Genomic DNA, 21,476 nt, shown 5'->3' with positions numbered 1-21,476 from the left:
TCGACCGTGGAGGAGCGGGGTGCTCCCGGGAGGCGGCGTCCGACCGAGCAGCGTCCGCTCAGCGCCCTGCGGGGCCCGTCCGCTGCTCGCGGCCGTCCGGGTCGAGGAGGACGGCGTCGTCCCAGCCGCTCGCCGTCTCCGCCGTGCGGGCCTTCGCGGGCGGGCGCCGCGCGACGGCGACGACGATCAGCGCCCCCAGCATCACCAGGGCGGCGGTCTGCAGCGGCGGCGCGACCATCGCGAGCGCCTGCCGCACGTAGAGCTCCGGAGGGACCGTGATCGAGTCGCCCTGGTACTGGTTCGGCAGCAGGAGGACCACGACCGGGAGCGCGAGCACCGCGGCCCAGAGGACGACCGTGACCGCGATCGCGGCGGCCCAGAGCAGGCGGACCCGCGTCATCGGCGGGGAGCCCTCAGCAGCGGCGCCACGACCGCCAGGCCGAGCGCGATCAGGCCGACGGTGAGGAACGGTCCGATCGCGTTGTCGCTGAGCACGCGGAGGTACTGCTCAGGTCCGAACGCGCTCTGCGACGGCGAGTAGTCGTACCAGCTGTGGGAGCTGTGCCAGAGGGCGAGGAGCCCGAGGAGGACGCTCACGGCGCCGACGACCGCCAGTGCCCCGGCGATGCGGCGCGTGGAGACGGCGGAGCGGGCGTCGTGGTCGGCGTCCGTCGCGTCGCGACCGTCGCCGGAGTCGGGTGCCGCATCGCGGGGAGCGGAGTCGGGCTCGGCGGGGAGCGGGACGGTCGGCTCGTTCGGTCGCGGGACGGACGGCTCCGCGGGTCGGGGCGCGGTCGGCTCCGCTGGTGCCGGGACGGCCCGGACCGCTGCTCTCGCGCCCTCCGGAGCGCTCCGCCGGCTGGAGCGCAGTGGGCTGGTCGAGCCGCCGGCCGATCTCACGTCCTCGCGCTCGGGAGCGGATCCGCCACCTCGTCGGTCGACCGAACGCCCGGTGCCCGTGGCTCCGCCCGACAGGACCGGGGAGCGGAGGCGCTCCTCGCCGCTGCCGCGCCGCTCGGCCTCGCGTCCGTCGTAGCCGCGCTGGAAGCCCGCGTGGTAGCGCGGATCGGTGCCGCCCTCGTCCGTCCCGCCGCTCTCGCGTGGGGAGCCGTTCGCTCCGGTGCTCCGCGCCATGCCGTCCCCCGCTTCGTGCAGTCGGGCCATCATGTCGCACCTCGCTCTCTGCGGGGAGGTGCCGGGCGGAGCTCGAGGTGCGGTGGGTGGAGGCGGCGGCGGTTCAGCGCCCGGCCGCGGTGGTGCGCGACGGGAGACTGACGATCCCCGCCCCGACCAGCAGCAGGCCGATCGTCACCGCCGTCAGCGCGGGCCAGCCGCCCGCTCCGACGGCCAGGCCGAGGAGCCAGCCGCCGGCGGCCGAGCCCACGTAGAAGGCGATCGTGTAGACCGCGCCGGCGTGCCCGCGGAGCGCCGGAGCCGCGCGCGCTCCTGTCCAGGCCGCGCCGGTGGCGTGCAGGGCGAAGAAGCCGGCCGTGAAGACGAGGAGTCCCGCGATCACCACGGCGACGTTCTCGGCGAGCATCACCAGCAGTCCGACGATCATCAGGGCGACGCCGATCCGCATGACGAGGCGGGGGCCGATCCGCAGACCCCATCTGCCCGCGAGCCGGGAGGACACGGTGCCCGCGAGGTAGGCGGCGAAGAGGAGGGAGACGAGCGCGGGCGCGAGCGCGAACGGCGGCGCCTCGAGCCGGAACGCCAGGTAGTTGTAGACCGCGACGAACACGCCGACCGCGAGGAACGTCTGCAGCGCGATCGCGACGAGCATCGTATCGCGGAGCACCTGCGCCGTCTTGCTCCGCCAGCCGCCGGGGGCCGCCTCGCGCGCCCCGCCGCCCCGGGGCGCGAGCACGGCGAAGACGATCGCCGCCGCCGCGCAGACGGCCGTCACGACGAGCAGGGCGCCGCGCCACCCGATCGCCGCCGCGAGCGGTCCGGCGAGCAGGCGTCCGGCGGCACCGCCGATCGTGGTCCCGGAGACGTAGGCGGTCGCGGCGGCCGTCGCTCCGGCGCCTCCGACCCGGTCGTGGATCGCGGCGACGGCGAGCGCCGGGACGGCACCCAGTGCCGCTCCCCCGAGGAAGCGCAGGACGAGCAGGAGCTCGAAGGTCGGGGCGACGCAGGCGAGCAGCGCCAGGACCACGGACGCGAGGACGGCGATCCGCATGGATTCGAGCCGTCCGATCCGCTCGGCCACCGAGGCCCACGGCAGCACCGAGAGCGCCAGTCCGAGAGTCGCGGCCGAGACGGTGAGCGCGGCGTCGGACGGGGCGAGGGCCCATTCGCGGGCGAGCTGCGGGAGGACGCTCTGCACGGCGTAGAGCTCGGCGAAGGTCGCGACTCCGGCGGCGAGGAGGGCGATGGTCAGCCGCCGCTGCGAGAACGGTGCCGCTCCGCGCGTCGGTCGGGTGCGCGCGGCGGTGCTCATGCTTCCGACGGTAGACCGCCTCCGGGTGCATGACTAATGTCCTTTCTCCTGCTGCTCATGCGTTCTGGTCATGTCCGGATCTAGGGTGGTGACGTGTCCGACGACTGGCCCGCGACCCTCCGCCTCCTGCCGCTGCTCGTCGCGGTCGCCCAGACCGGGAGCGTCACGGCGGCGGCCGCCGAGCTCGGGATCCCGCAGCCGACCGCGAGCCGGTCGCTCGCCCGGCTGTCCGCCCTGGTCGGCACTCCCCTGGTGCGGCGGGAGGGCCGCGGGGTGGTGCTGACGGAGGCGGGGACCCGTCTCGCCGAGGTCGCGCAGGACGGCATGTCGGTCATCCGCGCCGGGCTCGCGGAGGTGCGGCAGGCGGGCGATGTGGAGCACGGCCGCATCGACCTCGCCTTCCAGACGCTCCTCGGGGAGAGCTTCGTGCCGGACGTGATCCGCCGGTTCCGCCGCCGCTGGCCGCAGGTGGGCTTCGGGCTCCGTCACGGCTCGCGCGCTCTGTGCCTGCGGGCCGTGGCGGAGGGCGAGTCCGAGCTGGCGATCGTCGCGGATCCGCCCGATCTCCCCGGAACCACCACGACGACGCTCTACTCGGAGCCTCTCCTCGCGGTCGTGGACCCCCGTCATCCGCTCGCCTCGCGACGCTCGGTCACGGTGGAGGACCTCCGCGGCCTCGACCTGATCATGCTCGCGCCCGGCTACGGCCTCCACGAGTCGGCCCGGCGCCTGCTCGCCGTGGACGGCCGCGATCCCGTGCCGGCGTTCGAGGTCGGCGACTACCGCGCCGCCCGGGGACTCGCGGCAGCCGGCCTCGGACTGACGATCCTGCCTCCGAGCCCGTCCTCGGTCGACGACGACGTCCGAGAGATCCCGATCGACGATCCGGGCGCGAGCCGTGAGATCGGTGTGCTCGCCCGGGACACCGGCAACCCGGTCGTCCCCGAGTTCCTGCGGGCCCTGCACGCCGCGGCGGCCGCCCGGCGCCGGTGACCTCTGCTCGGCTCTGCTGTCAAGCACAGGAAGCGGAGGCCCTTCGTGCAGCAAGCTTCGAGAGGATCCCCGCACCGCCAGCGACACCCCCTTCCCCCGCTCCTGCACCACGTCACCGAGGACGGCCCCGGTCATGATCCTTCTCCGCACCCACGCCAACCGCTGGACCGCGCGCGCCCGCCGCAGCGGCGTCGTCCTCGGCATCATCACCCTGGTCTCCGATCTCCCCCGCCCCGCCTACCGGACGGTCCGCCTCGATCCGGCCAGCGGCGAGCGCGTCCTGCTCCGCGACACCGCCGAGCTCGAGGAGGCCTTCGCCGTGCTCCTCGCCGGTCTCGAGCGCTCGCGCATCGCGGCCTCGGCGCCCCCGGCCGAGTCGGTTCCCCCGTGCGCCCCGGTCGACGCGCCCGTCGAGGTCGAGGACGACCTCGAGGAAGCAGCCTGACCCGGCGGTGTCCTCGCTGCGAGACCCTCACCCGCGCATCAGGTGCAGAGCTCTCCACCTGCCTCCTTCACGCTCGACGTGTCGGATCGACGTGCCGTGACACCTCGACCGGCGGATCGGTCCTCGGCAGATCCCGCGGACCGATGACCCGTCGGAGCCGGGCCGGCCTGCGCGACCGCAGGAGGGCGCGGCGCCAGCGCGGATCGGTGCGGGCAAGGACGTGGGGGTCGAGCGGGCGGAAGCCTCCCGCGGTCCGCTCCTCGATCAGCACGACCGTCGGGCTCGAGCGGTGCAGCCGCCGGACCGGCTCCCTCTCCGGATAAGGATGCCCGGCGCGCGTCCGGAGCTGCTGCTCCAGCTGCTCCGGGTCGGCGGACCACCAGGTGCTCACGCCGACGCGTCCGTCGGGGAGAGGGAAGCGCTCGGTGATGCGGTACGGGAGGCCGTGCTCGGTCATGCAGTAGTGCCTTTCGAGGAGATGGTCCAGGGAGCCCGGGCCGCACTGCGGCGGCCCGGGCTCCGGTTCACGAGGTGCGGGTCGAGCGTCGGCGCAGGGCAGTCAGGGCTCCACCTGCCAGGAGCAGAACTCCGGCTCCGGCTGCGAGGGGTCCGGCCGCCGCTCCCGTCGAGGCGAGGACCGTCGGCACAAGTCCGACCGGGGGCACCGCCACCTGGGCGCAGCTGGCTCCGCCGTCGTCCGCGCACGGGTGCAGGACGGTCGTCGGATCGAAGCCCTCCGGGACCCCGGTCAGGCGCGCCCGGTTGGGGATGGTCCACGCGTCCACCCCGTCGGCGACCCGTCCGGTCACGGTGAACGTCGTCGACGCTCCCGGCGCCAGCGACAGGTCCTCGACGGTGAGGTCGGACGAGGCCGGGCCGCCGTCGCGGGAGATCGTGACGTCGCTCAGGTGCGCGAGCTCGGGGACGTCGGTGAGGGTCACCCCGTCCGCCGGCCGAGCCCCCTCGTTGGCCACGACGATGCGGAATCCGGCGCGCCCGCCGTGGTCGACCCGATCCTCGATCGCCGTCTTCTCGATCGAGAGCCGGCCCTCGACGGGCGGCACCGGGATCTCAGCGCAGGACGAGGTCGCATCGTCCGCGCAGGCGTTCTCGACCGTCGGCGGGTCGAAGCCCTCGGGCTGGTGGGTGATCGAGACGCGGTTGGGCAGGGTCGCGGCGTCGTACCCGTCGGCGACCCGGCCGCTGACGTGCAGCGACACCTGCCCGCCGGCGGGGATGTCGAGACCCGTGACGGGCTCCGTGGCCGGCTGCGTTCCTCCGGCGCCGTTCTCGATGGTCGCCTCGAGCAGATGGTCGAGCGTCGGGACGTCGGTCACGGTCACGTCCGTCGCGTCGACCGATCCGGTGTTCGCCACGACGATGTCGAAGCCCGCCGTGCCGCCGTGCTCGGCGCTCGCCTGGGACGCGGTCTTCCGGATCAGGAGCGATCCCTCGCCGAGGTAGTGCGGCACAGTGGCGCAGGGGTTCGCGTCGGTCCCCGTCCCGGACGAGGCGGGAGCGAACGGCGCATCGGCGAGGCAGGCCGTGTTCGTCAGCGCGCGATCCCCCTCCCCCGTCACGATCACGTCGAAGGTCAACTCGGCCGTCGCCCCGACCGGCAGGCTGCCGGCCGCCCAGGAGATGCGGCCCGACGCCGCATCGATGGTGGCCGTGCCCTGCGAGGCGCGGAGAGAGTCGGCGTCGAGCTCGGCGTCGTCGAGCACGCCCTTGTCGAGGTAGTCGATGACGGCGGCGTCGGAGTAGTCCCCGGTCCCGTCCGAGGTCAGCGTCACCCGGTAGGGCACACGGGCGCCGCGGAGCAGCGGAGTGGCGGAGTCGACGGAGGAGGTCTTCGCGATGGTCACGTGCGGCGCGAGCGGATCGAGCCGCGCGACCGCGACCGCGCCGTCCGAGCCGAAGGCCCAGTCGTCGATCGCACGCAGATCGCCGTAGGAGCCGTGCACCGAGTCGTTGGCATTGGGAACGCGGCCCTGCCCGGAGTCGTCGCCCTCCCAGCGGTGCACCCCTCCCGACGAGTCGGTGCCGCCGTCGCCGGACGTCACCGCAGAGGTGCCGGAGTACCGCTCGGAGTTCGATCCGGCGAGGAGCGAGTCGTCCCAGTGCACCGTCGACGGGTCGTCGCCACCGCCGGTCGACCGCACGACGGACACGCCGCCGGCGGACGTCTCGGCATCGACGCGGGTGAAGTGGAACTCGTTCGTGCGACCGACCGAGGCGCGGAAGGTGACGTCGGGATCGGTCACGTCGACCGCCCCGCCCTTCGCGTCCCGTCCGTCCCAGTCGACCGAGAAGGGACCGGTCGTGCCTGCGATCCGGGTCAGGTGCACGTCGCGCTCTCCGTCGTAGGAGCCGTCCCCGTCCGCGTCGACGTCCACGACGACGGTCCCCGGCTGGGTCCCCAGGACGCCAGTGAGCGTGCCCGCGTCGGAGCCCGCGGACGACCGGCGGAAGGCGAGGCCCTCGATCGTCGGCGCGCGGTACGCCGGAGCGATCGACTCCGGCAGATCGGACGCCGGCGGGTCCAGGAAGAGCTTGTAGGTCTGCAGGCCGTCGATCCCGGAGCGACCGGAGGCCTGCACGTACTGCGCCCCGATGCCGCCCGCCTCGCTCGACTGCGGCATGGGGACCGAGAGGTAGGACGGGTCGGACGACCCGACCTTCACGTTGCCCTTGTTCGTCGCCTGGACCGTCGAGGCCACCCCGTCGTAGCCGCGCAGCCCGAGCTCGTAGCGGGCGCCCGTCTCGGTGACGGCGTGGAGCGTGAAGGAGGAGCGCCGCTCCTCGGGCGAGGAGTAGGACTCCTTCGCCCCGGACTGGATCGCGTAGGAGTCGGACCAGACCCGGCCGGCCACAGCGCCTCCCCGCGGGTCCTCGACGCCGATGCTCCAGACGAGGTTCACCGGAGCCGTCACGTCGTCGTCGGACACCCGGACCTGGAAGACGCCCGTCTCGTCCGCCACGAACGAGCCGCCGGCGGACACCGACGGCGCCGCTCCCGGAGCGAAGTCCTGCTCGTCGAGGACGGCGCCGCCGGGAGCCGTCACCCGCGCGGTACCGCCGCCGGTCTCGCCCTCGCCGGTTCCCGAGCCCGCCTTGAGCGGGTGCAGGTCCACCCGGAGCGTCTCGCCCTTCTTAACCCAGGCCGAGACCGTCGTCACTCCGGCGTTCGTCGCGCCTCCCTGCAGGAGGGTGTTCTCGATCGTCGTGTGAGGACCGTCGGCTGCGAGGGCCGGCGGCGGCGCGAGGCCTCCGCCCAGCAGCCCGCCCACGAGCACGCAGCCCGCCGTCGTGCCGACCAGCGCTCGCGCCGTCCGCGCTCGGGGTCGTCCGCGCTCGTCCCGCCCCGACTGTTCCGTTCGACTCATCCGATGTCCTCTCCTCTGCCGGCCGAGCGCACTGCGTCGGCGGCGACCGTTCAGCCCCACGGAAGGAGAGTATTGCTCGGTTCGACGTCCTCGCAGTAGGGGCAGCTGCATCCGTGGAGAACGGCGCGAGATGGGCGCTGTGGAGGAGGAAACGGCGCGCGGGAAGGGGCGAGCGGCGCGGTCCGGTCACGTGATCGCAGAGCGTGCGAGGCGTGATCGCGGGTGCCGATGAGCTCGCGGGCCAAGGACGTCCCGCACTGTCGACGACGTGGAGAGGACACGCCCTTGAAGGCGGAGAACCGGCCGTACCGCCGCCGTGCGCTCTCCGTGAGACCGACGGCGACACCCACCGGAACCCGCGACCGTTAAAACGAGAACGGCCCGCCGAAGCGGGCCGTTCTGTTCTGTCTCAACCAGAGTGCGCCCGGAGGGATTCGAACCCCCAACCTTCTGATCCGTAGTCAGATGCTCTATCCGTTGAGCTACGGGCGCAGTCCATCGCGTGGGCCAGAGGCGCACGCAACGAGTTACGACTATACATGCCGGGAGCCCCCTCCGCGAATCGGCGGCGGCGGTGCAGACAGCTCCCTCCCGGGACGCCGCTCCACCGCTCCGACGTCCGCTTCGCCGCGGCGCCTCGGACCGCACAGCGGAGCGTCCCGACCGGCCAACGCCGCCGGCTCCCCCTACGGCGTACCGTTGCCTCATGGAGGCCGCCGCGATCGAGCTCGTGGGCTTCGTCGTCTCTCCCCTGCACCGCTACGAGGGCCGCCCCGCTGACGGCCCGGTGCCGTCCGAGGGCAACGAGCAGCCCGAGCGGATCGAGATCCGTGCAGGTCTCGGCATCGTCGGCGACCGCTTCTTCGCTCAGCGCGCGCACCGCCCTGCGGCGATCACGCTCTTCGCGGTCGAGACCCTCGAGCACATCGCCGCCGAGCTCGGCGCAGGGCCCTTCGACCCCGCCGACGCCCGCCGCAACATCATCGTCCGCGGCGCCGACGTCGATGCGCTCGCCGGCCGCACCTTCGCGATCGAGCAGGGCGGGGAGCGGATCGAGTTCCAGGGCGGACGACCGGCGAACCCCTGCGCCTGGATGGACGTCGTGCTCGCCCCCGGGGCGTTCCGGGCGATGCGCCGGCGCGGCGGCGTCCGGACCGCACCCCTCACGAACGGCGTCCTCCACACCGGGCCCGCCCGTCTGATCCTCCACAGGTCGGACGACATGCTGATCTGAGCCCGGCGGCGAGCGCCTAGGCTCGCAGCGACCAACTCCCCCGATCGAAGGAGGCCCCGTGCTCCGCCCGAGCGACCTCCTCCCCACCCTCGCCACGACTCTCCGGCGCGGAGTCCGCGACGTCTTCGCGACCACGCGCTCCCGCGGGCGGGATCCGCACCGCCGCACCCGCAGCACCGACGTCTCGGTCCAGCGCGTGCACCACCGCGACGTCTGGGCGCGGGTGAGCACGGTGGGCCGCGACGGCGAGCGCACGTTCGTCCTCGTGCCGGGAATCGGAGTCGCGGCCACCTACTTCGAGCGCCTCGCACCCGCGCTCAACGAATTCGGCCCAGTGCACGCTCTCGACCTGCCGGGCTTCGGCGGCGTGCCGCACCCGATCGACGCGCGGCGCATGGACATCGGCGACTACGCCGAGCTGGTCGGGGCCGTCATCGACGAGCTGGGCCTCGACGATCCCGTCGTCCTCGGCCACTCGATGGGGACCCAGGTGGTGGCCGAGCTCGCCGCCCGCCGCCCCGAGCTGACGACCATCGTCCTGCTCGGACCGGTGATGAACCGGCACGAGCGCCGCCTCCCGATCGCCGCGCTCCGCTTCGCCCAGTCGAGCGTCCGCGAGCCGCTCAAGGTCGCGATCCTCGCCGCCGGCGCCTACCTCCTCTGCGGACCGCGCTGGTTCTCCCGTGTGCTGCCCGAGATGATGCACTACCGGATCGAGGACACCGTCCCCCGGATCCGCGCGTCCGCCCTCGTCATCCGCGGCGAGTTCGACCGGCTCGTGCCGCGCGAGTGGGCCGAGGAGATCGCCCGGTCGATGCCGCACGCGCGGGCCTGGGAGATCCCCGACGCCTCCCACTCCGTGATGCACGCGCACGCGGAGGAGGTCGCCCGCCTCTGCGTCGAGCACGCCCGTGCGCCTCGGCCCGACCGGGACGAGGCCGCCCTCCGCCGCTACCCCGACTCGGAGGTCGACCATTCCGAGGAGGACGCGCCCACCGAGGATCCGATCGGCGCTCTCCGAGGACGCATCACCGAGCTGGCCGGAATCCTCGTGGACGACGACTCCCTCATCGCCGAGGGCAAGACCCTCCACGCCGAGGCGAGCGACCCCGAAGCGCTGCACCAGATCGCTCCCGACCCGGGCGACGGCGAGCTCGTCGAGGGAGGCGGATCGAGGAAGGACGGCGAGCAGGACGGCTGATACCGCGCACCAGCAGCACCCGCACGCCCGGCGCAGCCCTCCCGCCGACGCCCCTCGGCGCCCGCCCGTCAGGACTCCGCGCCGACGATCTCCTCGCGGATGCGCCGCAGGTCCTCGGCGAGCGCCCCCAGCAGGATCCAGTGCTGCGGGTGCGGAGTCGCGATCACGAGCGGCGCGGTGAGAGCGGGCAGCTCGTCCGTGATCGCCTCCGGCTCCGGCACGTCGACCGAGGACTGCACGAGGAGGCGCAGATCATGGGCGGCCCGGTGCAGCTGGACGGCGATGTCGGCGATCGTCGGCTCCCCGACGAGCTCGTCGTCGTACAGGTCATGCACGGTCCGCGTCATGCCCCGGACCCGGGTCACGATGCGCCCCAGACGCGGGACGACGGAGTCGAGGGCCAGCAGGCGGTCGCGGTGGGCGGAGCGGCGCGGGTTCAGCCGGAGGGACTCCTCGCCGGTCGCGATCGCCTCCTCGGCCTTGCTCTGCATGGTCTGCAGCAGCCGCGCGTTGATCAGCAGCTCGTCGAGCCGGCGTCGGGGAACAACCGCCTGGAGGGCGTCGCCGAGGTCGTCGAGGGCGGCAGCGAGCTGGACGGTGAGGTCTCCGATCGCCCGCTCGGCCGGCGCCAGCACGACCGGAGGGACGATGAGCACGTTGATGACGACTCCCACGGCCGCACCCAGCAGGGTCTCGAGGATGCGGTCGAGCGCGTAGTTCGGCGTGACCGCGCCCACCGAGAGCACGAGCATCGCGCTGATCGGGATCTGCACCGCGGAGGCGGGGGTCAGGCGCACGGCCCACCCGACGGCGATCGCGGCGACGATCGCGAGGAGCACGATGATGCTCTCGCCCCCGAGCACGGTGCCGATCACCGATCCGACGATCACGCCGATGATGACGCCGACCGAGCGCTCGAGGGCCTTGGAGAACGACTGGTTGATGCTCGGCGCGACGACCAGGAGCGCCGCGATCGCGCCGAAGACGGGCAGCGTCCCGGGGAAGACGACGGCCGCGAGGAGCCAGGTGACGACCGTGGCCGCCGCCGTCTTGACCAGCTGCAGCACCGGCGGCCGCGTCGGCACGGTGAAGCTCGAGGTCAGGCGCATGGGACCACGGTAGCGAGCGCCCGCCGCCTCGCGGTCACCACGCGGGTCACCGGCTCGCGGCCGCCTCGACGCTCGCGAGCACCGCACGGAGCGAGCGCGACGCGTCCGCCCGCAGATCGGCGGGGACCCCCGAGAGCAGCGCCCGCTCGGCATCGAGCACCTCGGGAAAGGCCCGGTCGACCAGCTCCTCCCCCTGGGGAGTCAGCGTGATGAGCGAGCCGCGTCCGTCCGCCGGGTTCGCGGCGCGCCGCACCAGGCCCCGCCGCTCCAGCGAGTGCACGCGCTTGGTGATCGCGGGCGCAGAGGCGAGGGCGATCGTCCGGAGGGTCGTCGGCGACTGCGGGGTGGCCGCGCGACGCAGCGTGGACAGCACGTCGAACTCGCCGCGGGTCAGCCCGTGGGCGGCGAGCAGCTCCTCCGTCGCCCGCACGATCAGCGCGGAGGCGCGGATCACCCGCCCGACGACGTCGACCGCGGAGGTGTCGAGCTCGGGCCGCAGCACGGCCCAGCCCGCCCTGATCTCGTCGACCGCGTCGTCCGGCTGGCTTTCAGAGTGATTCACGCGTAAAGTATATCTGCTTCACCCGTGAAACACTTCTCCGGCCGCCGCCGCTCGGACTCCGATCAGAGGACCCGATGGCCGCCACCCCCGTTCTGCCCCACCCCCGCGAGCTCCTCGCCTTCGGCCCGCACGCCGGCGCCCACCGCGTCGCCCTGCGCGCCGGCGTCTCGATCGCCGTGCCCCTGCTCGTGCTCTGGGCACTCGGCCGCACCGACCTCGCCCTCTACGCGACCTTCGGCGCCTTCACGGCCCTCTACGGACGCCAGCACACGCACCGGCCCCGCCTGCTGATGCAGCTGTCGGCCGCCGCGTTCCTCGTCGCGACCGTGACCCTCGGGACCGTCGTCTCCCTCTCTCCTCACCGCGACTGGCTGATCATCCCCGTCGTGGTCGCCGTGACCGTCGCGGCCGTCTACCTCAGCGACGCGCTGCACTGGCACCCGCCCGGCCCGCTGTTCCCCGTGTTCGCCGTCACCGCGTGCGCGTCCGTCCCGTCCGAGCCCTCGCGGATCCCGCTCGCCGTCGCCCTCGCCGCGGGCTCCGCCGCCTTCTCACTCGTCGTCGGCCTGAGCGGCCTCGCGCTCCCTCGCGCCCGGCGCCTCGCTCCGACTCCGTGGCGCACCTCGTTCCGCGCGGCGGCCGCCCGCCCCACGACGCGCGCCGCCCTGCTCCGCTTCGGCGCCGTCGTCCTCGTGGCGGGCGTCATCCCCACCGCCACCGGCCTGGGCCATCCCTACTGGGCGATGGTCTCCGCCGTCGCGGCGGTCTCGGGAGCGGACGCCGGCGCCCGGCTCGTGCGCGCGGGCCACCGGATGCTCGGCACGATCGTCGGAGTGCTGATCGCGGCCGCGCTCCTCGCCCTGCCGCTGTCCCCGCTCGCAGTGATCGTGGTGGTGGTGCTCCTCCAGATGACCGCCGAGCTCGTGGTCGGCCGCAACTACGGCCTGACCCTCGCGTTCGTCACTCCGCTCGCGATCCTCATGGTCGAGCTCGCGCATCCCGTCGACGAGCTCATGCTGCTGCGCGACCGGGCGCTCGAGACCGCGCTGGGCGTGCTCGTCGGAGTCGTGGCGACGCTGCTGACCCACGCTGCATCGCGGCGCTCCCGCTCCTAGGCTCAGGAGGATGGACCGCACGATCCCCGCAGTGCTCGCCGAGATCACGGCGGCCGTCGCCGAGGTGCGCGAGGTCGCCCGGGCGCAGCAGGACGGCGCGCGGGCCCGCGCCGCGGACTGGCTCGACGAGCTGTTCGCCGGAGCGGCGACCCGCCGAGACGTCCGGGCGGCGGCCGCCGAGGCCCTCGGGCTCTGGGGTGGGGCGGGCTCCTTCTCGGACGTCGGCTCGGCGGAAGCCGACCACGCGGTCAGGCGCCTGCACCGGGCCCTGCGCGCCGGCCGCTCCTGGCTGCTCCGCGCCGGCTGACCCGCTCGTCGCGGCAACCGGACGACGCCGGGAACGACGAAGGCCCCCTGCTTCCGTGGAAGCGGGGGGCCTTCTCGTTGGCGGTACCGGTGGGATTTGAACCCACGGTGGACGCAAGCCCACACATGTTTTCGAGACATGCTCCTTCGGCCGCTCGGACACGGTACCGGGGTCGAGTGTACGCGACGGCCGGAAGTCGCGCCAATCGAGCGGACGAGCCGCTGTCACGCCGGGAGGAGGAAGCCGAGCACGCGGTCCCACTCCGGGATCGCGAGCAGGTGGCCGCGGCCAGGCACGACCTCGAGGCGGGAGTCGGGCAGACGGGCGGCGTACCACTCGGCGTGGCGGCGGCCGGCGACCGCGTCCTCGGCGCCGTAGAGGAGGAGCGCGGGCGGCTCGGCGGACTCGACGGCGAAGCCCCAGTCCTGGACGCCGTAGCCGATGAGGTCGGCGGCCATGCCGAGGGCGCCCTGGGCGACGGCGCGCTCGAGCATGCGCGAGAGGCGCTCGCGGACGCCGGGGGTCTCGAGCACCGCGGTGTCGGCGTCGCCGGAGCCGAGCATCCCGAGCAGGGCGTCCGGGGCGGGCGTCGGGCCGAAGGCGCCCTCGAGGGAGCGGGTGAGCGAGCGGACGGCCTCGTCGAGCGGGAGGTCGGCCAGGCGGGCGAGCTCGGCGCGGTTCTCGTCGCCGACCCACGGTACGGCGTCGTCGGGGGCGGGCGTGCCGATCACGGCGACGCGCTCCACGAGGCCGGGGTAGTTCGCGGCGAGCGCGAGGGCCACGCGGCCTCCCGCCGACCAGCCGGCGGCGCTGACGGAGGCGATGCCGACGGTCGCGAGGTACTCGGCGATGTCGGCGGCGGCCTGCTCGGGGCTGGCGCCGACACCCGCTCCGGCGGGGTCGAGGTCGGTCAGGAGGGAGGAGGCGCCGTAGCCCGGGCGCTCGAACGAGAGCAGGCGCACGCCGTGGCGCGCGGTCGCCTCCGGGTCGGGGTCGAAGTCCGAGGAGCCGGGAGCGGGATGCGCCAGGACGACGACCCGCTCGGCGCCCTCGGGGCCGGACCAGCTGACGCCGAGCGGGCGGCCGGACTTGAGGACGTGCACTGTCGAGGGCATGCCCTCAGTCTCCCGCAGACGTCCGACGCCGACCGGGCGGCGCTCGGGGTGGAGGCATCTTCCGTGGCGCGATCCTCCACCTCCGCTCCTCTGCATCGACGCTCCTCCACAGCCGGCTTCCGTGAGACCTCTCCCCCGGCCTGGCGCGCCCCGCTCCCCGCGTCGGTGGTCGACGGTACTGTCGAAGACACGTTCGAACGAGCGGCGGTGTCGGGGGTTCCCCGTAGCGTCGCGCTCGTCCCCCTCCTCCGGCCCGGAAGGACCTCATGGCCTCCTCGAAGACGCGCACCGCCCCCTACCGCTGCTCGGAGTGCGGATGGACGACCGCGAAGTGGGTCGGCCGCTGCGGCGAGTGCCAGCAGTGGGGCTCCGTGATCGAGAGCACCGAGCGCACGGGCCTCGTCCGCGCGGTCTCCGCGGTGGCTCCGGCCACCGGCCGCATCGCGCGGCCCATCACCGAGATCGAGACGACGTCGGCGGCGCACCGCCCCACCGGCGTCGGCGAACTCGACCGCGTGCTCGGCGGCGGGATCGTCTCCGGCGCGGTCGTGCTGCTCTCGGGGGAGCCCGGCGTGGGCAAGTCGACCCTTCTGCTCGAGGTCGCGAGCAGGGCCGCGGCCGAGGGGCAGCGCGTCCTCTACGTCAGCGCGGAGGAGTCGGCGGCGCAGGTCCGCATGCGGGCCGAGCGCACCGGCGCGATGCACGACAGCCTCTTCCTCGCGGCCGAGACCGACCTCGCCACGGTGCTCGGCCAGATCGACGAGGTCCGACCGGACCTGCTCATCGTCGACTCGGTGCAGACGGTCGCGAGCGACACCGTCGACGGCCTGCCCGGCGGTCCCAGCCAGGTCCGCGAAGTCGCCGCGACGCTCATCCGCGTCTGCAAGGAGCGGGCGCTCCCCCTCGTGCTCGTCGGACACGTCACGAAGGACGGCTCCATCGCGGGGCCGCGCCTGCTCGAGCACCTGGTCGACGTGGTCTGCCACTTCGAGGGCGACCGGCAGACGGCGCTGCGCTTCGTCCGCTCGCTGAAGAACCGCTTCGGCCCGACGGACGAGGTCGGCTGCTTCGAGATGACGGCCGAGGGCATCGCCGAGATCCCCGACCCGAGCGGTCTGTTCCTCAGCCGCACCCGCTTCCCCACCCCGGGCATCTGCGTCACGGTCGCTATGGAGGGGCGCCGCGCGCTCCCCGTCGAGATCCAGGCGCTCGTGATCGCGAACGACGGCGAGCACCCCCGCCGCGTGACGAACGGAGTCGACGCGTCCCGGGTCGCGATGATCCTCGCGGTCCTCGAGCGCCAGGCGGGCATCCCCCTGCGACGCTGCGACGTCTACGTGTCGACCGTCGGCGGCGTGAAGCTCATGGAGCCTGCGGCGGACCTGGCGATCGCGGTCGCCATCGCCTCCGCCCACGCCTACACGCCGCTGCGGCCCGGGATCGCCGCCTTCGGCGAGATCAGCCTCTCGGGAGACATCCGGCCCGCGTCCGGAGCGAAGCAGCGCGCTTCCGAAGCGACCCGCCTCGGACACTCCTCGCATCTCGACTCCAGCGCCTTCACCCTCTCGAGCGCGATCACCCACGCGCTCGTACCCGTGCCCGAGCGCATCCGTCCGGAGCGGGTCCCCACGCACTGACCGACCCGTGCCCGGCGCGGTTCACAGGCACCGGCCCAGCGCTCGGATCCGCAGGCGCCCTCGCACCGCGTCTGTTCAGGTCAGCGGCGGCGCGCGCGCCGAGTTGTGGAGACGGACCGGCCGGCTCCCCGCGGGCCAGGCCAGACGGCCGCCCTGCCGCACCGGCTCCGCGCGGCAACTTCGTTGCGGCCGCCCCGTTGCACCGCCGCCTAGACGCCGCCCCCGCCGCCACCTCCGCCGCCGCCGCCCGAGCTGCCGCCGCCGCCCGCGCCGCCGCTCGACGAGCTCGACGAGGATCCGACGTAGCTCGACGTCGACGACGAGAACGAGGACACGCTGCCGGCGAAGGCCGCCGCGTGGAAGCCGCTCGGCCCGGAGTACCAGACCGGCTCCTCACCGGTCCGCTCGTAGGCCGACGCGAGCTCCGCCGACCACTCCTTCTCGAGCCCGAACAGGACGGCCCACGGCAGCAGTCGCTCCGTCACCTCCACCACCTCGACCGGACCGACCGTGCGCCGATCCGCCCCGCGGGGCGACTGCAGCATCGCGATCCGGTCGGCCTCGGCCAGGCGGATGTACAGCTCGAGCCCGCGCAGGTGGTCGCGCAGCTCCTCACCCGCGGCCGTCAGCGGCACCCTCGAGACCAGGATCGTCCCGACGACGGCCGCGGCGATCGCGATCAGCATCAGCACGAGCGGGAGCGCTCCGCCGAAGGACCCGGTCATCAGGAGGACGGCGCCCACGAACGCCGCGATGACGCCCAGCAGCAACGGGACGAGCACGAGCACGCTGCCGCCGATGGTCCCGGCCTTCTTCAGTCCCGCCTCGGTCACCCGGTTGCCCAGCGCGGTCCGGAACTGTCCGACGGCCTTGCCGAACTGCTTGTCCTTGCCCGAGAGCTCGCGCACCGCACCCGGCACCCTTCCCACGGCGATGTCGAGGAACTCGCGGTCGTCGGAGGCGAGGGGCCGCGGGCGTCCCGCGCGTCGCGTCGGCGTCGTCGCAGGGTCGAGCACCCGCACGGCGTACTCCTGCTTCCGCCCCTCCCCCGTCTCCTCGATGCGCACGAGGCCGCGGACCGCGGCGTCCAGGAGTCCGGCCGCGGGCGCCTTCGACGTCTTGCCCAGCAGCGCAGCGGAGAGGAACAGCCCCTCCGCGGGCGGGTCGTACTCGGCGACGACGGTCGGGCGACCCGGAGCGTCGCGGAGCACGGTCCGGCGGCGGTGCACCGCCAGCGCGAGGCCGAGGAGGACCGCGGCGAGACCGCCCAGCTGCACCCAGGACCAGCCCGAGGCGAGGTAGCGGTCGTCGCGCGGCGTGAAGGTCCCGGGGGCGAAGCCGATCGCCACGGTCACGTTCTCGCCCGGAGCCAGCGACTCCCCTGATGCCGTCACGACCGCGCCGTCGCGGCCGATCGGGCAGGGCGTCGTCGAACCCTCCGGTCCCCGGTAGCAGCTGACGGTCCCCGTCGCGGCGGAGGCCAGCGACCCCGCGAGCTCGACGCGCACGTCGTAGCGGTCGAACGGCTGGCGCCAGCCCGTGCCGTTGACGTCCCAGTAGAACTCGTCCTCGCCGCTGCGCGTGCCGGAGCCCGGGAGGGTCGTGTTGTGCTGCGTGTAGGTGAAGACGTAGGTCTGACTACCGCTGACGAACTCGTCCGCCGCGCTGGTGACCAGGAGGAAGCCGTCCTCGCGCTCGGTGTCGACCGGCCGCGCCGCCCCGTCGCCGTCGGTCACGGAGACGAGGTCGAGGTCGGTCGGGTGCCCCTCGTAGTCGAGCGGGATCGCGCGCTGCATGCCGCGGTTCTGCGACGGCGGGAACTCGGCCACGAAGGTCTCGACGGTGGTCAGCGTCGAGCGGCCCTCGTCGTCGCGGTCGAGGCGGAAGTCGGCCGAGTACTGCGAGAACCGGAAGTCGTCCACACCGGCCCGCACGACGCCGGCGACGGGCTGCGGAGCCGCCACGGCCTGCGCCGCCGCTCCGCCGACCAGCAGCGGGACCGCCAGGGCCACGGCCGCCGCTCGCCGCGCGACCACCCCCGCCCGGCCGGTCGAGGCGGACAGGATCGTGCCGAGCAGCCCCCACATGCCTGCGATGCTACGCGCCGCCGCGGACCCGGTACGTCCCCCGGGCGGACTACTGGAGCAGGAACTGCGTGGGCGAGCCCGAGGGGATGCCGGCGACCGACACCGACAGGTTGTAGGCCGCTCCGCCCGCCTCGACCGCCTCGCGTCCGCCGGAGCAGGTGTCGGCGGAGGAGCGCGTGCGGTCCCAGGTCAGCGCGCTGCCCGTCACCGAGCGGCCGGCCTGGAGGAGCACCGGGAGGTCGGCCGCGCCGGTCTGGCAGTCCGTCGAGGTCCAGATCTGCTCGGAGCCGCTGGTGATCGTGAAGACCTGCGTGCTGGTGCCGGCGTCGATCACGCAGTCGGTGCTCGAGATGTTGGCCAGCGAGAGCGAGAGCTGCGGATCCTCGCCGGGCGCGTAGCTCGTGGCGTCCGTGACCGCGGTGACGGCGACGGAGTCGGCCGTGCAGGCGGGTGCGGCGCCGGGCGTCGCACCGGGCGAGGTGGTCGGGTAGAGCGTCGGCAGCGCGACGGTCGGCGTGGGGCTCGGCTCGGCGTCGGACCCGGTCATCCGCGGGAGCAGCGAGAGGACGACCGCCAGGCCCGCGACGATGACGACCAGCGCGAGCAGCAGCCCGGCGCGGCGTCGCCGGTAGACCCGGGAGGGCAGGCGGCGGGGCGGCGGAGTCACCGGGACAGGCTACGACGTGGCGATGGTCAGAGCGTCTTCAGCATGCGGGTGTTGCCGAGCGTGTTCGGCTTCACCCGGGCGAGGTCCAGGAACTCGGCGACTCCCTCGTCGGGAGAGCGGAGCAGTTCGGCGTAGACCTCGGGGTCGACGACCTTCTCGCCGATCGGCTCGAAGCCGTGACGGGCGAAGAAATCGACCTCGAAGGTGAGGCAGAACAGGCGCTTCAGGCCGAGCTCGCGCGCGTCGTTCTCGAGGCGCTCCAGGATGTGGTGGCCCACCCCCCTGCCGAGCCAGTCCTGCGCGACCGCGAGGGTGCGCACCTCCGCGATGTCGTCCCACATCACATGGAGAGCACCGCAGCCGATCGCCGTGCCGTGGCCGTCCTCGGCGATGCGGAACTCCTGCACAGCGCCGTAGAGCACCACGCGGTCCTTGCCCAGGAGGATGCGCTCGTTCACGAGCGGCTCGCTGAGCTCCTGGATGAAGGGGACATCGCTCGTGCGCGCGCGGCGCACCGGGTACTTCCAATCGGCCATTCGACAAGCCTAGGCCGCACCGGGCGCGGGATCCTGCGAGCCGGCGCCCGCCCCCGGACGACGACGTGCCCGCCCCCTCGCGAGAGGGGACGGGCACGGAGTCGATCGGGAGCCTGCTACGACATCAGGTCGGGCGTCGCGGGGCCGGCCGTGGCCGCTCCCGTGGACGCGCCGGCGCTGATCGAGATCAGCCGCGGGGTCGTGGTGAAGACGAACGCGTTGTCGACGAAGTCCACGTGGATGTGGTCGCCGGCGCCGAGCTCGCCGTGCAGGATCCGCTCGGACAGCTGGTCCTCGATCTCGCGCTGGATCGCGCGGCGCAGGGGGCGCGCACCGAGGGCCGGGTCGAACCCGACCTCGATCAGGCGCTCCTTCGCCGGCTGCGTCAGCTCCACCGTCATGTCGCGGTCGAGGAGACGGTCGCCCAGGCGCTTGATGAAGAGGTCCACGATCTGGAGCAGCTCGGGCTTCGACAGCTGCGGGAAGACGATGACGTCGTCCACGCGGTTGAGGAACTCGGGCTTGAAGTGCTTCTTGAGCTCCTCGTTGACCTTGCCGCGCATGCGGTCGTAGCCGGTGGCGTTGTCGCCCTCGATCTGGAACCCGACGGGACCACCGGCGATGTCACGAGCACCGAGGTTGGTGGTCATGATGATGACGGTGTTCTTGAAGTCGACGACACGGCCCTGGCCGTCGGTCAGCCGACCCTCCTCCAGGATCTGGAGGAGCGAGTTGAAGATGTCCGGGTGCGCCTTCTCGATCTCGTCGAAGAGGACCACGCTGAACGGCTTGCGGCGCACCTTCTCGGTGAGCTGGCCGCCCTCCTCGAAGCCGACGAACCCGGGAGGGGCGCCAAACAGCCGCGAGACGGTGTGCTTCTCGCCGTACTCCGACATGTCGAGCGAGATCATCGCGTTCTCGTCGTCGAAGAGGAACTCGGCGAGAGCCTTGGCGAGCTCCGTCTTGCCGACGCCGGTGGGGCCGGCGAAGATGAACGAGCCCGAGGGGCGCTTGGGGTCCTTGAGGCCCGCGCGGGTGCGGCGGATCGTCCGCGAGAGGGCCGCGATGGCCTCCTCCTGGCCGATGACGCGCTGGTGCAGGGCCTTCTCCATGAAGACGAGCCGCGAGGACTCCTCCTCGGTGAGCTTGAAGACCGGGATGCCCGTCGCCTGGGCGAGGACCTCGGCGATCAGGCCCTCGTCGACCACGCCGGTGGCCTTGACGTCGCCCGACTTCCACTGCTTCTCGAGGCGCAGGCGCTCGCCGAGCAGCTGCTTCTCCTCGTCGCGGAGCGACGCGGCCTTCTCGAAGTCCTGGTCCTCGATCGCGGCCTCCTTCGCGGAGCGGACCACGGCGATGCGGTCGTCGAAGTCGCGCAGCTCCGGCGGCGCCGAGAGGATCGAGAGGCGCAGGCGGGCGCCGGCCTCGTCGATCAGGTCGATCGCCTTGTCGGGGAGGAAGCGGTCGCTGATGTAGCGGTCGGCCAGGTTGGCCGCCGAGACGATCGCGCCGTCGGTGATGGACACCTTGTGGTGCGCCTCGTAGCGGTCGCGCAGGCCCTTGAGGATGTTGATGGTGTGGGGCAGCGACGGTTCCGCGACCTGGATCGGCTGGAAGCGGCGCTCGAGGGCGGCGTCCTTCTCGAAGTGCTTGCGGTACTCGTCGAGCGTGGTCGCGCCGATGGTCTGCAGCTCGCCGCGGGCGAGCAGCGGCTTGAGGATCGAGGCGGCGTCGATCGCGCCCTCAGCGGCCCCTGCGCCGACGAGGGTGTGGATCTCGTCGATGAAGGTGATGATGTCGCCGCGGGTGCGGATCTCCTTCGTGACCTTCTTCAGCCGCTCCTCGAAGTCACCGCGGTAGCGGGACCCGGCGATGAGCGAGCCGAGGTCGAGCGTGTAGAGCTGCTTGTCCTTCAGCGTCTCGGGCACGTCGCCGCGCACGATCGCCTGGGCGAGGCCCTCGACGACGGCGGTCTTGCCGACGCCGGGCTCACCGATAAGGACGGGGTTGTTCTTGGAGCGGCGGGAGAGGATCTGCATGACCCGCTCGATCTCCTTCTCGCGCCCGATCACCGGGTCGAGCTTGTTGTCGCGCGCCGCCTGGGTGAGGTTGCGTCCGAACTGGTCGAGGATCTGCGATCCCCCCTGAGGCTGCTGCTGCTCACCGCCCACGGCGACCTGCTCCTTGCCCTGGTAGCCGGAGAGCAGCTGGATGACCTGCTGGCGCACGCGGTTCAGGTCGGCACCGAGCTTGACCAGCACCTGAGCGGCGACGCCCTCGCCCTCGCGGATGAGGCCGAGCAGGATGTGCTCGGTCCCGATGTAGTTGTGGCCGAGCTGCAGCGCCTCGCGCAGGGACAGCTCGAGGACCTTCTTCGCCCGAGGCGTGAAGGGGATGTGGCCGGTCGGCTGCTGCTGCCCCTGGCCGATGATGTCCTGCACCTGCTCGCGCACAGCGTCGAGCGAGATCCCGAGGGACTCGAGCGCCTTCGCGGCCACTCCCTCGCCCTCGTGGATCAGGCCGAGCAGGATGTGCTCCGTGCCGATGTAGTTGTGATTGAGCATCTTGGCCTCTTCCTGGGCCAGGACGACGACGCGCCGCGCGCGATCGGTGAATCTCTCGAACATGCTGTCACT

At 73.2% G+C, this 21,476-nt stretch carries 19 protein-coding genes and 2 tRNA genes; 7 read left to right on the top strand and 14 right to left on the bottom strand.

Annotation, left to right across the window (positions count from 1 at the left end; all coding sequences use genetic code 11):
• Positions 1 to 58: 58 nt before the first annotated feature.
• The 3 genes from GSU45_RS03150 to GSU45_RS03140 form a co-directional block, all read right to left on the bottom strand.
• Positions 59 to 400, bottom strand: a complete 342-nt coding sequence (locus GSU45_RS03150) for a hypothetical protein (protein WP_159912632.1) — start codon at positions 398 to 400, stop codon at positions 59 to 61.
• Positions 397 to 1,164: a hypothetical protein gene (locus GSU45_RS03145; protein WP_159912630.1), complete on the bottom strand. Its 768-nt coding sequence runs from the start codon at positions 1,162 to 1,164 to the stop codon at positions 397 to 399. The genes GSU45_RS03150 and GSU45_RS03145 overlap by 4 nt, the downstream gene beginning before the upstream one ends.
• A gap of 73 nt (positions 1,165 to 1,237) precedes the next feature.
• Positions 1,238 to 2,446 carry an MFS transporter gene (locus GSU45_RS03140; RefSeq protein WP_159912628.1) on the bottom strand — a complete coding sequence of 403 codons (1,209 nt, stop codon included), beginning with the start codon at positions 2,444 to 2,446 and terminating at the stop codon, positions 1,238 to 1,240.
• Positions 2,447 to 2,539: 93 nt separating this feature from the next.
• On the opposite strand from GSU45_RS03140, the gene GSU45_RS03135 reads away from it, so the two are divergent.
• Together GSU45_RS03135 and GSU45_RS03130 are read left to right on the top strand one after the other, a co-directional pair.
• A complete protein-coding gene (locus GSU45_RS03135; protein ID WP_104225991.1) occupies positions 2,540 to 3,439 on the top strand; it encodes a LysR family transcriptional regulator in 900 nt (299 codons plus the stop codon).
• Positions 3,440 to 3,572: 133 nt separating this feature from the next.
• Positions 3,573 to 3,884, top strand: a complete 312-nt coding sequence (locus GSU45_RS03130; protein ID WP_159912626.1) for a hypothetical protein — start codon at positions 3,573 to 3,575, stop codon at positions 3,882 to 3,884.
• A gap of 67 nt (positions 3,885 to 3,951) precedes the next feature.
• Here GSU45_RS03130 and GSU45_RS03125 read toward each other — a convergent pair whose 3' ends face one another.
• The 3 genes from GSU45_RS03125 to GSU45_RS03115 all read right to left on the bottom strand — a co-directional run bounded on the left by GSU45_RS03125 (position 3,952) and on the right by GSU45_RS03115 (position 7,762).
• Positions 3,952 to 4,341 (bottom strand): hypothetical protein, encoded by a 390-nt coding sequence (locus GSU45_RS03125; RefSeq protein ID WP_159912624.1) that lies wholly within the window; start codon positions 4,339 to 4,341, stop codon positions 3,952 to 3,954.
• A gap of 67 nt (positions 4,342 to 4,408) precedes the next feature.
• Positions 4,409 to 7,270 carry a DUF11 domain-containing protein gene (locus tag GSU45_RS03120; protein ID WP_159912623.1) on the bottom strand — a complete coding sequence of 954 codons (2,862 nt, stop codon included), beginning with the start codon at positions 7,268 to 7,270 and terminating at the stop codon, positions 4,409 to 4,411.
• 419 nt (positions 7,271 to 7,689) lie between these two features.
• Positions 7,690 to 7,762: transfer RNA gene (locus tag GSU45_RS03115), tRNA-Arg, on the bottom strand.
• A 214-nt stretch (positions 7,763 to 7,976) separates the two neighbouring features.
• Between GSU45_RS03115 and GSU45_RS03110 the strand changes: the two genes are divergently transcribed.
• Both GSU45_RS03110 and GSU45_RS03105 read left to right on the top strand, forming a co-directional pair.
• On the top strand, positions 7,977 to 8,504 hold the full coding sequence (locus GSU45_RS03110; RefSeq protein ID WP_104248232.1) for an MOSC domain-containing protein: 528 nt from the start codon (positions 7,977 to 7,979) through the stop codon (positions 8,502 to 8,504).
• Positions 8,505 to 8,562: 58 nt separating this feature from the next.
• Entirely contained in the window at positions 8,563 to 9,705 is a 1,143-nt protein-coding gene (locus GSU45_RS03105) for an alpha/beta fold hydrolase (RefSeq protein WP_159912621.1), read from the top strand.
• A gap of 68 nt (positions 9,706 to 9,773) precedes the next feature.
• Here GSU45_RS03105 and GSU45_RS03100 read toward each other — a convergent pair whose 3' ends face one another.
• Both GSU45_RS03100 and GSU45_RS03095 read right to left on the bottom strand, forming a co-directional pair.
• A complete protein-coding gene (locus GSU45_RS03100) occupies positions 9,774 to 10,814 on the bottom strand; it encodes an FUSC family protein (RefSeq protein WP_159912619.1) in 1,041 nt (346 codons plus the stop codon).
• 46 nt (positions 10,815 to 10,860) lie between these two features.
• Positions 10,861 to 11,376, bottom strand: coding sequence for a MarR family transcriptional regulator (locus GSU45_RS03095; protein WP_159912617.1), 516 nt, complete (start codon positions 11,374 to 11,376; stop codon positions 10,861 to 10,863).
• Between the two features lie 74 nt (positions 11,377 to 11,450).
• Here GSU45_RS03095 and GSU45_RS03090 point away from each other — a divergent pair, with 74 nt between their 5' ends.
• Together GSU45_RS03090 and GSU45_RS03085 are read left to right on the top strand one after the other, a co-directional pair.
• The gene (locus GSU45_RS03090; protein ID WP_159912615.1) at positions 11,451 to 12,491 is read left to right on the top strand and encodes an FUSC family protein; all 1,041 of its coding nucleotides are present in this window, start codon (positions 11,451 to 11,453) and stop codon (positions 12,489 to 12,491) included.
• 10 nt (positions 12,492 to 12,501) lie between these two features.
• On the top strand, positions 12,502 to 12,798 hold the full coding sequence (locus tag GSU45_RS03085) for a hypothetical protein (RefSeq protein WP_159912613.1): 297 nt from the start codon (positions 12,502 to 12,504) through the stop codon (positions 12,796 to 12,798).
• Between the two features lie 78 nt (positions 12,799 to 12,876).
• Here GSU45_RS03085 and GSU45_RS03080 read toward each other — a convergent pair.
• Both GSU45_RS03080 and GSU45_RS03075 read right to left on the bottom strand, forming a co-directional pair.
• Positions 12,877 to 12,966 (bottom strand) — tRNA-Ser (locus GSU45_RS03080).
• Positions 12,967 to 13,022: 56 nt separating this feature from the next.
• Complete coding sequence (locus GSU45_RS03075) at positions 13,023 to 13,913, bottom strand: alpha/beta hydrolase (RefSeq protein WP_159912611.1); 891 nt, start codon at positions 13,911 to 13,913, stop codon at positions 13,023 to 13,025.
• A 266-nt stretch (positions 13,914 to 14,179) separates the two neighbouring features.
• Here GSU45_RS03075 and radA point away from each other — a divergent pair, with 266 nt between their 5' ends.
• Positions 14,180 to 15,550 carry a DNA repair protein RadA gene (radA, locus tag GSU45_RS03070; protein ID WP_159912609.1) on the top strand — a complete coding sequence of 457 codons (1,371 nt, stop codon included), beginning with the start codon at positions 14,180 to 14,182 and terminating at the stop codon, positions 15,548 to 15,550.
• A gap of 209 nt (positions 15,551 to 15,759) precedes the next feature.
• Here radA and GSU45_RS03060 read toward each other — a convergent pair whose 3' ends face one another.
• From GSU45_RS03060 to GSU45_RS03045, 4 genes are all read right to left on the bottom strand, one after another.
• The gene (locus GSU45_RS03060; protein ID WP_208543483.1) at positions 15,760 to 17,637 is read right to left on the bottom strand and encodes a DUF2207 domain-containing protein; all 1,878 of its coding nucleotides are present in this window, start codon (positions 17,635 to 17,637) and stop codon (positions 15,760 to 15,762) included.
• 49 nt (positions 17,638 to 17,686) lie between these two features.
• Positions 17,687 to 18,304 carry a hypothetical protein gene (locus tag GSU45_RS03055; RefSeq protein ID WP_159912607.1) on the bottom strand — a complete coding sequence of 206 codons (618 nt, stop codon included), beginning with the start codon at positions 18,302 to 18,304 and terminating at the stop codon, positions 17,687 to 17,689.
• Between the two features lie 26 nt (positions 18,305 to 18,330).
• Positions 18,331 to 18,840 carry an amino-acid N-acetyltransferase gene (locus tag GSU45_RS03050; RefSeq protein WP_104224089.1) on the bottom strand — a complete coding sequence of 170 codons (510 nt, stop codon included), beginning with the start codon at positions 18,838 to 18,840 and terminating at the stop codon, positions 18,331 to 18,333.
• A 116-nt stretch (positions 18,841 to 18,956) separates the two neighbouring features.
• Positions 18,957 to 21,467: an ATP-dependent Clp protease ATP-binding subunit gene (locus tag GSU45_RS03045; protein ID WP_159912605.1), complete on the bottom strand. Its 2,511-nt coding sequence runs from the start codon at positions 21,465 to 21,467 to the stop codon at positions 18,957 to 18,959.
• Positions 21,468 to 21,476 lie beyond the last annotated feature (9 nt).

The sequence above is a fragment of the Rathayibacter sp. VKM Ac-2801 genome, assembly GCF_009834245.1.
GTDB lineage: Bacteria > Actinomycetota > Actinomycetes > Actinomycetales > Microbacteriaceae > Rathayibacter.
The sequence above is the reverse complement of the archived record's forward strand: the minus strand, read 5'-3'. Positions and strand labels throughout refer to the sequence as shown.